Origin of the sequence: Amycolatopsis xylanica (genome assembly GCF_900107045.1) — a bacterium.
Taxonomy (GTDB): domain Bacteria; phylum Actinomycetota; class Actinomycetes; order Mycobacteriales; family Pseudonocardiaceae; genus Amycolatopsis; species Amycolatopsis xylanica.
This window is the reverse complement of record NZ_FNON01000003.1, coordinates 956457-968742: the sequence shown is the minus strand read 5'-3', so window position 1 is coordinate 968742 and position 12286 is coordinate 956457. Positions and strand designations below refer to the sequence as shown.

Below are 12286 nucleotides of genomic sequence, written 5' to 3'. Positions count from 1 at the left end.
CTGCCGCGGTCAGCGAAAGCGCGGAAAGATGTGTTCGGCGAAGCGGCGCATCTCGTGTTCGAAGGGCTGGAACTGGAGCAGGAACGTCTCGATGCCCAGCTCCACCCACTCACGGATGCGCCGCTCGACGGTCTCGTAACTGCCGACGAGGCCCGCCGCGGTGCCGCCGTTCGTGCCGATGTGCGGGTACTTCGCGAACGTCTGGAACATGACGGCCTTCGGATCCGCGTTGGCCACCAACGATTCCCAGCGTGCCTTGCCCGCCTCGGCGAGCTCCCACAGCGAGGCGAGTTCGGCTTCGGCCTCTTCGTCGGTCTCTCGCGCTATGACAAACCCTGAGAGCCCGAAGCGCACAGGATCGCCGTCACGCGGTCGCGCGGCGACGTCCTTGATAAGCCTTGCGACCTCTTCGCGCGGCTGGCCGTTTATGAACCAGAGATCGGCCTTGTCCGCGACAAGCGCCCTCGCGGGGTCCGACTCACCGCCGACGTAGATCGTCGGACGCGGGTCGGCGACCGGCCGCAGCTGGTAGTCCTCGACCTGGAAGTACTTGCCGTCAAAGGAAGTCCGCTTGCCTTCGAGCAGCTCCCGCACGACGGTGATCCACTCACGCCCGTACGCGTACCGCTCGTCGTGCTCGGCGAACGCGATGCCCGCCCGCTCCAGTTCGGGCTTGAACCAGGCGTTGACCAGGTTCAACCCGAACCGCCCGCCACTGATCTGCCCGATCTGCGACGCCTGCTTGGCGAGCACGACCGGGTGCACGAGATACGGCTTGATCGCCGCGATGATCTCGATGCGTTCGGTCAGCGCGGCGAGCGCGGCCGCGGCCGTCCAAGTCTCGAGCTGGTCGAGCTCATCGCCGAACGGGTTCACGACATGCTGCGCGATCAGCGTCGAGTCGAAGCCGAGCTTGTCCGCCTCGACGATCAGATCGCGATTGCGCTCCCACGACGCGTCGACGGGATCCTCGGGATGATCGAACGGGCCCCACGAGCCGTAAACCAGTGCCCAGACCCCGAATTTCGGCCGCATGGCCGTTGACCTTGCCGACTGCCCGCCGTCAAGGTCAACGATGTCCACACTGTGGTCCGTTCGTAGGCTCAGGCTTGCTCTCTTCGGGTAAGGCTGTTCACGCAGATGGATGGTTGCTGACTGCCGATCGCCACAATTCGTGTGACCTCCTCTTCGGTATTCGTTGTACCAGGCTAACGACTGGCGGTCGCTGAGTTCGAATTGAACTTTTGCATGATAGGATTAATGTCTTCATTTTCAGGTTGACGGTGACGGCGACTGCTGGGAAGAGGGGGAGATGCTCGAAGCTCATGAACTCCTCGGTGCAGTTGCCGGAACGCGGGAAATCAACCGCCGGAAATTGATCATCGAAATCATGATCAAGGCCGACATACAGTCTCGGATCGCCTATCGGATGGGCGTGTCCGCTGCATCGGTTTCGACTGCGGTCCAGGAACTTGTCGAGGCCGGCATCGTCGACGGTGAACGAGGTGAAGCCGAGCGAGGTAAAGGGCGCGGCAAAGTGCGTCTGCGGCCTGTCCGAGGTTTGGCTGTCGGAATCGACGTCGGGTTTCGGCGGACCACGGTCATCATCAGACGGGTCGACGCCAGGCCTGATGAGATCGTGGTGCGGCGCAGAGCGGACGGCGCGGAACAAGGTTTGGGCCGTATCGTCCCGATCATCTGGGAGATGATCAATGAGGCGGCCACGGAAACCTCGCTCCGTGTAGATGATGTCGTGTCAGCGGGGATGGCGGTGCCGAGGATGATCGATCCGCGGACCGGCTGGCTCACGACACCGGTCCTCCCGCCTTGGAGCCTCGACGATCGTCCCGCGGCAGGCTTGAGTGACTTACTCGGCCTGCACGTCGCTCTCGACAACGATGCCAACCTCGGCGCTCTCGCGGAGCAGATTTACGGGCTCGAGGAGCCGATCGAGACCGTGGTCTACGTGAAGGCATCGACGGGAATCGGTGCGGGAATCGTGATCGGTGACAAACTCCATCGTGGTGACCGCGGTGTTGCCGGCGAAATCGGCCATTTGACGGTAGACCGTGACGGAGCGATCTGCTTGTGCGGCGGCCGGGGTTGTTTGGACGCGACCGCCGGTGCGGAAGCCTTGCTGTCTCAGGTTCGTCGAGCATTTCGCCATGGCAGTGACGATGTGCCCCGTTCGCTGACCTCGGTGATCGAGCGCGCGCGGGAGGGTGACGCGGTGTGCGCGCGAGTGCTTGCCGACGCCGGTCGTGCGCTGGGTTTCGCGCTGGCTCAGCTGGTGAACCTGATAAATCCTCGGCTTATCGTCCTTGGCGGCGAACTCTCTTCGGCGGACGAGCTCGTACTCACTCCTTGCGAACACGAGTTGCGTCGGTACGGTCTCGCTGCGGCGGTCAGCGGCGCCGAGGGTTTCACGTTGCGTCGGAGCCGGCTGGACGCGCTCGCTGAGGCCTATGGTGCCTTGATACTGGGATTACGCTGGCGGCAGTCGCACCCAGCCGGCGCTCTGCCGTCGCACTGACCGGAGTCTTGCCGCCTCGCGCTGACGGAGCTCTGCCCAGCCCGAGTGACGCAGCCAACAGTCGCAGGTTTATGCTGCAGAACGCAGCCGGGTGCACCACCGGACTGTTCCCTCCTGGTCTCGTTGGCCCGGGGGGATACCGTTTTTATAGGGACCTACAGGGATTCAAGCCGTGAAGCTGATCAGCGCACGACTGTGGCAGGTTCGCCTGTCCCGCTCGGCCACGCGTACAACAGATCGACTCTGTGAGTACGAGCCGCCGCGGCTGTTCACGCTCGGCAGTGTCCGCAAGGTGACCCTCGGCAGTTCGTCCAGTGGGAACGCGGATTCGAACTCGCAGTATTACTGGTAGGGCTAGTGCGCGCGCCGTTGCCTGGAATTCTCGGTGCGTTCCCGTTCGCTGCGGGCTCCATGCCCCGACCCGACGCCCGGTGTCGGCCGTCATGGGGCGACCTCGTCTCTCAGTGGGTGAGCGGTAGCTGGCGCCCAGGTGAGCTTCGCGTGGTTTCTCGCGATGACGGCCTGCTGATCGTTGCCGGACAATGCCTCGCGACATCGGCTCGGATGAGAGCTGACCTGGACAAGGTCTTGAGGTCGGGCGACCTCACCTCGCTGACTTGCTGGCCAGGCTCCTACCTGGCCATTTTAGTACGCGAGGACAGTCTTACCGCGCTAGTCGACCTGGCTGGTCAGTACCCGCTGTACTACTGCGAGGGCAAGGGCGAGACGGTCATAGGCACGCGGCCTCGTGGTGTGGCCGAAGTCGCGAAGATGCGGCCGCAACCGGATGTGTTGACCTTGCTTGCTCAGGTCTTCTGCCCGGCTGTCCCACCACTTACAGAACCGCGGTCGGTCTACTCGGGCGTTTCACGACTGGGTGGAGGGCAGGCCCTCAGAGTATCGGCCACGGGTAGCTGTTCTGTGTGGACTTATGACCGGCTCGTGCCGCACCCTGACGCTCATTTTGATGATGCGGCGACAGCCCTGCGTGCCGCGTTGTCGGAGGCTGTCAATGCCAGGGTCGACAGCGGAGGGCATCTCACAGCAGACTTCAGCGGAGGCCTGGACTCATCATCGGTGGCGTTTCTGGCCTCAGGTCGTCTGAACAGGCCACTCGACGTGTTCACCTACCACAATCCTGACTCTCCTGCGGATGACCTTGTCCATGCCGAACGATATGTGTCGCTGGACGAGCGGCTCAGGCATGTGGTCGTCCACGGCTCCGAGGACACGCTGAGCTATCAGTCGCTGTCCGCGGCCCACGGTGATCTGCCGGACTTTGCCGTAGCGGCCAGCGCACGCACCAGAACGAGGCTTGCCCGAGTAGCCGAGACCGGGCGTGGTATTCACCTCGATGGCGATGGCGGCGACGCTCTCCTGGTGCCACCGCCCGCGTATTTGGCTGGACTGGCCCAAGTTGGTGCCTTCGGACGCCTGGTGGATGAATGCAGGCTGCAGGCCAAGGCAAGAAGGCTTTCGCGGGCGGATGTCATGGCGAGGTCGGTGCGGTTGTCTTTGACCTCTTTGGAACGAGCGCTGCGTCGGCTCGCCCTCAGGATCGAGCGACCGCTGGATCGCAACACCCAATGGTCGGACGCGATTGGCTGGTGGCCGGAACCAGGTGCGGAACTCGCTTGGCTCACCGAGCAGGCTCGAATAGAACTCGCCGAACTCGTGAGAGCGGCCACGGCGAACGTGGAACCGTACGAAGGCTTGGCCGCCGGTGACTTCGCCGCGTTGGGGGAGCTGCGGGCAGCTGGCGCGTTTCATCGCCAGCTCGGAGAGAACGCCAGGGAGTTCGGAGTCTGGCCGCATGCGCCGTTTCTCGACAACAACGTCATTCGAGCCTGTCTGCTGGTGCCCGCGCACGAGCGGGCCCGCAAGGGAGCTTTCAAACCTCTGCTGCGACAGGCGTTGTCGGGCTTGGTACCCGGTGAGATTTTCTCTCGTACCACCAAGGGCAGCTACACGATCGAGGACTACCGGGGTGCCAAGCGGGCTGCCGCGAGCCTGCGGCGCAGGGTGGCCACGTTGAAGCTGGCCGAACAACGAGTGATCGATCCAGTCGCGGTCCGTGGCTCGCTCGACGCGATCGTGGCCCGTGTGCGGGCCCCTGTTCCGGCGCTCAACCGGCTGCTTGGTGTCGACCTGTGGTTACAGACCTCCCACCGTGACGAGGAGACAGTACGTGGATCTGTTGTGCGTGCCGAGTCATGTTCGTAGCGGGCACACCGCGAATGGCGGGACCGTCGTGCTCGATATCCGTTCTGGATGCTGGTACTCCTTCAACGACGCCGCACAGACGCTGTGGGAGGAACTGTGCCGGACCGGTGATTTCGACCTGGCTGTCCGCGGTATGCAAGAAGGATGTTCCACGGACTTGCGCCAGCGGATCAAAGACGACGCCCATGGGCTGCTGGCCGATTTGCTCGATCGGGGACTGGTTGTCAAAACCAGCAAAGTGCGACCCAATCCGACTGGATCGTCACAGCCGACCCCGAGATCGGTGAGCGCGGAGGATCTCGCGGGGCGGGCCCGGCACCGCGGCGCTCGGACGGCGTTCGTCGTCGCGTTGGTGCTGACAATGCTGCCGTTTCGGTGGGCACTGTGGTTCGTGGACACAGGCAAACGCCGGTGGTGTCGAGCGGATGCGACCGAAGCCGACCTTGCCCGTGCCGTCGTCGCCACCGAGCGAGCCGCACGGCGGTACCCGGGCAGGGCTGCCTGTCTGGAGCTTTCGCTCGCGGCCGTGGTCGCAGCCTGTTTCGCGCGGCGACGAGTTGACTGGGTCATCGGGGTGGCCGATGACCCATACCGATTTCACGCTTGGGCTGAGGTGAAGGGAGTGGCTGTACTCAACGCGCCCGACCCTGAATTCTCCGACTATCGGTGTGTCTTGAAGCGGTGAGGTCAGTGCGATTGGTTCACGATGGCCTGAAACAATGCCATCTCGATGTTTCCGACCAAAACCCAGATGATGACAATGAGTAGTACAAGCCGCTTCAGTGTCGGAAGGGGCGGAATCGTGATACATCTCGCGTCGAGCCAGAGTTGGATGTTCATGGGAGTCAACTTTCTGTCGGTGGCTGCTCTTTCTGCGAGTTTCACTGATGAGCCGACGTGCGGCAACCCGCTTCTGAAGCAGTTTTGACAGCTTGATTCCCCCGAAGCAGACCCGAGGTCGATGCCACGGGTGTCCACAGCCCGGATGTGAGTTCGGAATGAACTTCGATGTTCCCGGTAGCGGCGGCTCCGCGTCGGAATTGAAGTTCGTCCTCGCGCGGGGCTTGATTGCGAAACGACGCGGGGCAGAGTGGGGCAGGTTCGGCCTGGCTTGGGAGTCCGGGGATTCCCGGGCCAGGCCGAGCCATCAGAAGAGGCCTTCGCCCCAGAAACCGCCTTCGCGCACGCCCGGCGGGATCGCGAAGTGCGCCGAGCCGGTGTGCTGGACGTACTCCATCATCGCGTCCTTGGCCGACAGCGCCTGCTGCATCGGGACATACTGCTTGCGCGTGTCCCGGTTGAAGGCCAGGAAGAACAGCCCGGCCTCGAGGTGCCCGACGCCGTCGGAGCCGTCGACGAAGTTGTAGCCGCGGCGCAGGATCTTCGCGCCGTTGAGCGTCTCGTGCGAGGCGAGGCGGACGTGCGCGTCCTCGGCGACGAGCTTCTCGCCGTCCTTGCCGCCGACGTGGAGGTCGACCTCGTCGAACTCGTTGGTCTGGCCGAGCGGGGCGCCGGAACCCTTGGTGCGGCCGATGATCGCCTCCTGGCCGGCCAGTGGCTCGCGGTCCCAGGTCTCGATGTGCATCCGGATGCGGCGGACCACCAGCAGCGACCCGCCCGCCATCCACGGCTGGCCGTCTTCCGCGGTGAGCCACACCTGGTCGCGCAGCGCGTCGGTGTCCTCGGCCTTGATGTTGCGCGTGCCGTCCTTGAAGCCGAACAGGTTACGCGGGGTCGTCTGCGTGACCGAGGTGGACGAGCTGCGGCCGAAGCCGAGCTGGGACCAGCGGACCTCGGTCACGCCGAAGCCCAGCCGCACCAGGTTGCGGATCGCGTGCACGGCGACCTGCGGGTCGTCGGCGCAGGCCTGGATGCAGAGGTCGCCGCCGCCGCGCGCCGGGTCGAGCTTGTCCTTCGGGAACAGCGGCAGGTCGATCAGGCCTGCCGGGCGCTTGGCCGCGAGGCCGAAGCGGTCGTCGAACAGCGACGGGCCGAAGCCGATGGTCAGCGTCAGCGACGAGGCCGGGAGGTCGAGCGCCTCGCCGGTGTCGCCGGGAGGCGCCTCCTTGGCGCCGCCGTACGCGCCGCCCGGCACGACTTCGGCGCCCGCGGTCATCCGCTTGGCCGCTTCGGTCCAGGTGCGCAGCAGCTTGACGAGCTTCTCGCGGTCCTTGGTCTTCACGTCCAGCGCGGCGAAATGCAGGTTCGGCTGCGCGGGCGTGACGATGCCCGCCTGGTGCTCGCCGTGGAACGGGACCGTGGTCACCGCGGCCTGCGCCGGGTTCCCGCCGTTCAGCCGGTCGATGCCGAAGCCGACCGCGGCGCCCGTGCCCACGAGGGCGGCGCCGGCGCCTGCCATGCCGAACAGTTTGCGACGGGAAACCTCACTCATTTCGCCACTACCTCCGCGACCTTGCTCAGCGGCTCGGACAGCGCGTCGACGGCCGACGCGAATTCCTTGATCTGGTCCTTCGAAAGCTCGGTGTAGAGCTTGAAACCGTCGCCGGCGCGTTGCTTGTCGAGCAGCGCCTGCACGTTGTTGAACTCCTTGTCCAAAGTGGACACGAGCGCGGCGTCCTTGTCCTGCAGCAGCGGGCGCAGCGCGTTGATCGCGCCCTTCGAACCGTCGAGGTTGGCCTGGAAGTCCCACAGGTCGGTGTGCGAGAAGGTCTCCTCCTCACCGGTGATCTTGCCGGTGGCGACCTCGTCGAGCAGGCCCTTCGCGCCGTTGGCGAGGTCGAGCGCGGTCAGCTCGAGCGCCTTCGCCTTCGTGCCGAGCTCCTTGACGTCGGCGAGCAGCTTGTCGGCGATCTCGCCGCTGTCCGGCTGCAGCCCGGTGGTCCACAGGTCCTTCTCCAGGCGGTGGAAACCGGTGAACTTCTGCCCGGCTTCGACGTCGGCCTCGCGGATGTCGATCGCGGGGTCGAGGTCGCCGAACTTCTCGGCGACCGGCTCGATGCGCTCGTAGTAGGTCCGGGTGCGCGCGTACGCCGTCTTGGCCTCGTCGGCCTTGCCCGCCTTGACCGCGGCGACGAACTTGGCCGTCTCCTCTTCGAGCGCGGTGACGTTGTTGGCGATGTAGGCCGCGTAGCTCTTGGTCGCCGCGGACTTCTGCGCGTTGGTGTCGTTCTGCTTGGCCGCGCCGCCGGTGATCGTGAAGTCGCTGCGGATGCCCGAACCGGCCATGCCCGGCTTGCAGGTCGCCTGGTACTTGCCCGCTTCGGTGACCTCGACGATCAGCCTGCGGCTCAGGCCCGGGGCGATGTTCTCGACCTCGCCCATGATCCGGTCGCCCTCGCCGTAGAGGTAGAACTCGGTGACCTTGGCGCCCTTGTTGGTGATCTCGAACGTCACGTTGCCCGCGGCGGCCGTGTTGGCCGAGACCGCGCACGCCGTGTCCGAGGCGTCGACCTTGACCGGGCCGCCCGCGGCGGCCCCCGTGTCCTCCTTGCCGCCGCAAGCGGTCAGCGCGGTCATGGCGCCGACACCGGCTACGACGGCGAGAGTCTTCTTGAACACGGTCACTCCTTCACGCCCGCGTTCGCGGGGGGTTGCACGGTTTTCGTCGTCGGCCTGAGGAACAGCGGGAGGACGATCACGACGTAGGCCAGCCACGCGATCGCCTGCAGCTTGGTGGTCTGCTGCGAGTAGTTGAAGATCCCCTTGAGCAGCGCGCCGTACCAGGAGGTCTCCGGCAGCCTTGCCGACGCGTCGAAGAGGAGGGAATCGATGCCGGGCAGGAAACGCGCCTCCTGCAGGTCGTGCAGGCCGTAGCCGAGCACGCCGGCGGCCACGAACACCAGCAGCACGCCGGTGACCGTGAAGAACACGCCCAGGTTGAAGCGGACGGCGCCGCGGTAGAGCAGGTAGGCGAGCACGACCGCGACGAGGATGCCGATCGAGAAGCCGATCAGCGGCTGCGCGGTGCCGGACTGCGCGGTCTGCACGGCCGAGTAGAAGAAGACGGCGGTCTCGAGGCCTTCGCGGCCGACCGCGAGGAACGAGAGCAGCAGCACCGCGAGCGGGCCGACGTTGAGCGCCTCGTCCATCTTGCCGCGCAGTTCGGCGGCGATGCTGCGCGACGCCTTGCGCATCCAGAAGATCATCGCGGTGACGAAGATGACGGCGACGATCGACAGCGCGCCGCCGAGCAGTTCCTGCTGCTCGAAGCCCAGCTGCGCGGTCGTGTAGGTGAGGATCGCGCCGACCGCGACCGAGAGCAGCACCGCGGTCCCGACGCCGGGCCAGACCCAGCGCAGCGCGTGCTTGCGGTCGGTCTTGACCAGGAAGGCGACCAGGATGCTGACGACGAGAGCCGCTTCCAGACCCTCGCGGAGCCCGATGAGCGCGCTCGAGAACACCACGGTCGTTCCTCCTCACCGCCAACACATGTCCAGATGTTTTTAGGTAAGGCTTGCCTGTAAGTCCAGTCGCGGCGATGGGACAAAACGCGCATATCAGGCGGTTTTGCCGAGTTAGGTTAGGGTAACCGCAGGTCAGCGGCCACTTTGTGGCTTCCATAACGAATTCGGCGGACGGTGTGGCGGACCTGGCATTTTTACCTTCCGTTGGCCATGACCTGCGGTGATCACTCTTACGTGTGACGGTGGAAGTAACCTGTTCGGGTGGTCGAGCCCCCGGTTGACGTTCTGCCTCCGTCGTCACAGCCGCCTGCCCGGCGACTACTCGGCCGGATCGCGCTCACCGTGGGGCTGATCCTCACCGCGCTCATCCTCATCCTGACCGTCGGCGTCACCCGGCCGGGCGGTGAACAGACCGCGGCGCCGACGCCCGCGCCGCTGCCGCCGCCGGATCCGAGGCCGCAGCCGGGCGCCGCCGTCCCGCACGCCGCGCTCGCCGCCCCGGAGGACCGGCCGAAGATCTCCGACCAGGTCGAACTCGAGGCCTGGGCGGCGAAGGTGGCGGCGCAGAGCCAGGTGCCCGCGCGTGTGCTCGCCGCGTACGGCCGCGCGGAGATGTGGATGCGCTCGCAGAAGTCCGGGTGCCACCTGACCTGGCCGACGCTGGCAGGCATCGGCCGGGTCGAGGCGCAGCGCGGCAACTTCACCGCCGTGGTGATCGGCGCGGACGGCCGCGCGGCGCTGCCGATCACCGGCCCGGTACTCGACGGTTCGCCCGGCGTCCCGTCGGTGCCCGACTCCGACGGCGGCAGGCTCGACGGCGACCCGCACTGGGACCGCGCCGTCGGCCCGCTCCAGATCCTCCCGTCCACCTGGGAACGCTGGGCCGCCCGCGCCGACGGCGACGGCGCCAGGCCCGACCCGCAGAACATCGACGACTCCGCCTTCACGGCCGCCCGCATCCTGTGCGGCTCCGGCGACGACCTCGCCACCCCGGCCGGCTGGTGGAAGGCACTTTTCGCCTACAACGGGGCCACCGCCTACGGCCAGGACGTCTTCATCGCGGCCGACGCCTTCGCCGCCGCCAGCCCACCCTGACCCGCCCAAGCCCGAAAGTGACTTTCGTCAGATCTCACCTGACGAAAGTGGCTTTCGGGCTCTCGGACCCGCCCCGGCCTCGGGAAAAAAATCCCAATGTGGCGTTGGTCAGGTCTCAGCGTGCCAATGTGGCTTTCGTCAGACGGAAGCTGACGAAAGCCACATTGGGATTTTTTTCCCAGGCCGAGCAGGGGGTCAGGTGGTGGTGAGCAGGTCGGCGTTGAGGTAGGCGCCGGCTTGGGCGCCTGCGGCGGCCGCGCCGATGACCTGGAGGAAGGCGTCGACCGTGTTGCCAGCCGACCAGACCCAGCCGACGCTGGTCCTGCCGTTGGCGTCGACCGTCACCAGGCCGTCGGCGCCGCGTGCGCAGCCGACCTGGTCGAGCAGCCGGTCACGGGGCCGGAACTCCGGAGCCACGTAGACGGCTTCGCGCGGCACGAAGTCGCCGCTCGCCAGGTGCACGCCGTCGTCGGCGATGCGCTCCACCTTGCCCGGGACGACCCGGATTCCGTTGCGCTCCAAGGGTTCCAGCTCGTACGAGCCGGTATGCGGGAAGAACACCAGATCCGCCGACCACTGCCGGACCAGCAAGGCCTGGTGCGCGGAACGCTCGTGCCCGCCGAGCACCCCGAGCGGGCGGTCGCGCACTTCCCAGCCGTGGCAGTAAGGGCAGTGCAACACCGTCGAACCCCAGCCCTCGCGCACGCCGGGGATGTCCGGCAGCTCGTCGATCAGGCCTGTCGTCACCAGTACCCGCCGCGCCTGGAGCACTCGGCCGCCCGCGAGTTCGACCGCGCGGTCGTGCCGCAGGCGGATCGCGACGTCGTCGATGAATTCGCCGCCGTAGCCCGCGACCTCCTCCCGGCCGAGGCGCAGGAATTCCGATGGCGCGAGGCCGTCGCGGGTCAGATAGCCGTGCAGATGGGTCGCAGGGGCGTTGCGCGGGCTGCCACCGTCGACCACCACGATCCGCCGCCGGGCCCTGGCCAGCATCAACGCCGCGTTCAGGCCCGCCGGGCCGCCACCGATGATCACCACGTCATAAGTCATGACCCCAGGTTCCGCACGAACGCCCGAAACTGGCAAAGATACTTGCTATTTTGGCAACATGAACATCGAAGAGGTGCTCGACGAGGTCGGCCCGCGCCTGAAGCGGCTCCGCCGGGAGCGCGGCACCACGCTGGCGGCGCTCGCCGAGCAGACGGGCATCTCGTCGAGCACGTTGTCGCGGCTCGAGTCCGGGCAGCGCCGCGCGACGCTCGAGCTGCTGCTGACGCTTGCCAGGGCTTATCAAGTCCCGCTCGACGACCTGGTCGGCGCGCCTCCGCCCGACGACCCCCGGGTGCAGATCAAGGCGACGAAGTTCGGCCGGTTCACCGCGTGGCGGCTGACCGCGCAGCCGGGCCAGCCGCAGGCGCTGAAACTGTTGATGCACCCCGAAAACGACCCGCCCGTGCAGCGCACGCACGAGGGGTACGAGTGGCTGTACGTGCTCAGCGGCCGGGTGCGGGCGCTACTCGGCGATCAGGACTTCACCATGGGCCCCGGCGAGGCGGCGGAGTTCGACACGCACTTCCCGCACTGGTTCGGCGCCGACGGCGGGCCCGCCGAGGTGCTGGTGCTGTTCGGCAAGCAGGGTGAGAAAGCCCACCTGAAGGCTAGGGCCCGCCGAGGGCAATCCTCGCGTTGACCTCGGCGATCGCCTCGAGGTACTCGGGGATGGGGTGCATCGCCGCCGCCATCCGCATCTGGGTGAGTGCCTCGGGATACCGCGCCATCCGCTGCAGCGTCCTGCCGAGCACGAACCGCGCGTAGTGATCGGTCGGGTCCAGCTCCAGGACCTTGGTGAACGCGCGCTCGGCGCGGCCCAGCTGCGCGGAGTGGAAGTACGCGCGGGCGGCCAGCAGCTGCACGCTCGGTTTGTCGGGCTCTTCGTCGAGCAGCGGTTCGAGCGCCTTCAAGGCGTCGAGCGGACGCCGCCTTTCGACCAGGGCCTCCGCCCGCCGAAAGGCTAGAAACCGGGCTTCCCCGGCCTGCTCCGGTCCCGCCGTCTCGTCAATCATGGTCCCCC

General features: G+C 66.6%; 12 protein-coding genes. 6 read left to right on the top strand and 6 right to left on the bottom strand.

Features of this window, described 5'->3' with window-relative positions:
• Positions 1-9: 9 nt before the first annotated feature.
• Entirely contained in the window at positions 10-1035 is a 1026-nt protein-coding gene (locus BLV57_RS18135; RefSeq protein ID WP_091290048.1) for an LLM class flavin-dependent oxidoreductase, read from the bottom strand.
• Between the two features lie 277 nt (positions 1036-1312).
• Between BLV57_RS18135 and BLV57_RS18130 the strand changes: the two genes are divergently transcribed.
• The 4 genes from BLV57_RS18130 to BLV57_RS42875 all read left to right on the top strand — a co-directional run bounded on the left by BLV57_RS18130 (position 1313) and on the right by BLV57_RS42875 (position 5441).
• Positions 1313-2533: an ROK family transcriptional regulator gene (locus BLV57_RS18130; protein ID WP_091290046.1), complete on the top strand. Its 1221-nt coding sequence runs from the start codon at positions 1313-1315 to the stop codon at positions 2531-2533.
• A 172-nt stretch (positions 2534-2705) separates the two neighbouring features.
• Positions 2706-2885, top strand: a complete 180-nt coding sequence (locus tag BLV57_RS44400) for a lasso RiPP family leader peptide-containing protein (RefSeq protein ID WP_176968669.1) — start codon at positions 2706-2708, stop codon at positions 2883-2885.
• A 149-nt stretch (positions 2886-3034) separates the two neighbouring features.
• Complete coding sequence (locus tag BLV57_RS18125; protein WP_176968668.1) at positions 3035-4756, top strand: asparagine synthase; 1722 nt, start codon at positions 3035-3037, stop codon at positions 4754-4756.
• Positions 4722-5441 carry a lasso peptide biosynthesis B2 protein gene (locus tag BLV57_RS42875; protein ID WP_143047091.1) on the top strand — a complete coding sequence of 240 codons (720 nt, stop codon included), beginning with the start codon at positions 4722-4724 and terminating at the stop codon, positions 5439-5441. The genes BLV57_RS18125 and BLV57_RS42875 overlap by 35 nt, the downstream gene beginning before the upstream one ends.
• Positions 5442-5903: 462 nt before the next feature.
• Here BLV57_RS42875 and efeB read toward each other — a convergent pair whose 3' ends face one another.
• The 3 genes from efeB to efeU are packed head-to-tail and all read right to left on the bottom strand — an operon-like array spanning position 5904 to position 9120.
• The gene (efeB, locus tag BLV57_RS18115; protein WP_091290042.1) at positions 5904-7148 is read right to left on the bottom strand and encodes an iron uptake transporter deferrochelatase/peroxidase subunit; all 1245 of its coding nucleotides are present in this window, start codon (positions 7146-7148) and stop codon (positions 5904-5906) included.
• Complete coding sequence (gene efeO / locus BLV57_RS18110; protein WP_176968695.1) at positions 7145-8233, bottom strand: iron uptake system protein EfeO; 1089 nt, start codon at positions 8231-8233, stop codon at positions 7145-7147. The genes efeB and efeO overlap by 4 nt, the downstream gene beginning before the upstream one ends.
• A 44-nt stretch (positions 8234-8277) precedes the next feature.
• On the bottom strand, positions 8278-9120 hold the full coding sequence (efeU, locus tag BLV57_RS18105) for an iron uptake transporter permease EfeU (RefSeq protein ID WP_091290039.1): 843 nt from the start codon (positions 9118-9120) through the stop codon (positions 8278-8280).
• A gap of 261 nt (positions 9121-9381) precedes the next feature.
• On the opposite strand from efeU, the gene BLV57_RS18100 reads away from it, so the two are divergent.
• On the top strand, positions 9382-10215 hold the full coding sequence (locus tag BLV57_RS18100; RefSeq protein WP_342741200.1) for a lysozyme family protein: 834 nt from the start codon (positions 9382-9384) through the stop codon (positions 10213-10215).
• 195 nt (positions 10216-10410) lie between these two features.
• Here BLV57_RS18100 and BLV57_RS18095 read toward each other — a convergent pair whose 3' ends face one another.
• The gene (locus tag BLV57_RS18095) at positions 10411-11265 is read right to left on the bottom strand and encodes an NAD(P)/FAD-dependent oxidoreductase (RefSeq protein WP_091290037.1); all 855 of its coding nucleotides are present in this window, start codon (positions 11263-11265) and stop codon (positions 10411-10413) included.
• 58 nt (positions 11266-11323) lie between these two features.
• On the opposite strand from BLV57_RS18095, the gene BLV57_RS18090 reads away from it, so the two are divergent.
• A complete protein-coding gene (locus BLV57_RS18090; RefSeq protein WP_091290035.1) occupies positions 11324-11905 on the top strand; it encodes a helix-turn-helix domain-containing protein in 582 nt (193 codons plus the stop codon).
• Here the strand turns inward: BLV57_RS18090 and BLV57_RS18085 are convergent.
• The gene (locus BLV57_RS18085; RefSeq protein ID WP_091290034.1) at positions 11874-12278 is read right to left on the bottom strand and encodes a tetratricopeptide repeat protein; all 405 of its coding nucleotides are present in this window, start codon (positions 12276-12278) and stop codon (positions 11874-11876) included. The genes BLV57_RS18090 and BLV57_RS18085 overlap by 32 nt on opposite strands.
• Positions 12279-12286 lie beyond the last annotated feature (8 nt).

Coding starts and splice junctions, on each gene's coding strand:
- BLV57_RS18085 (WP_091290034.1), bottom strand. CDS start 12,278: ATGATTGACGAGACGGCGGGACCGGAGCAGGCCGGGGAAGCCCGGTTT.
- BLV57_RS18130 (WP_091290046.1), top strand. CDS start 1,313: ATGCTCGAAGCTCATGAACTCCTCGGTGCAGTTGCCGGAACGCGGGAA.
- BLV57_RS18090 (WP_091290035.1), top strand. CDS start 11,324: ATGAACATCGAAGAGGTGCTCGACGAGGTCGGCCCGCGCCTGAAGCGG.
- BLV57_RS18135 (WP_091290048.1), bottom strand. CDS start 1,035: ATGCGGCCGAAATTCGGGGTCTGGGCACTGGTTTACGGCTCGTGGGGC.
- efeB (WP_091290042.1), bottom strand. CDS start 7,148: ATGAGTGAGGTTTCCCGTCGCAAACTGTTCGGCATGGCAGGCGCCGGC.
- BLV57_RS18095 (WP_091290037.1), bottom strand. CDS start 11,265: ATGACTTATGACGTGGTGATCATCGGTGGCGGCCCGGCGGGCCTGAAC.
- efeO (WP_176968695.1), bottom strand. CDS start 8,233: ATGACCGCGCTGACCGCTTGCGGCGGCAAGGAGGACACGGGGGCCGCC.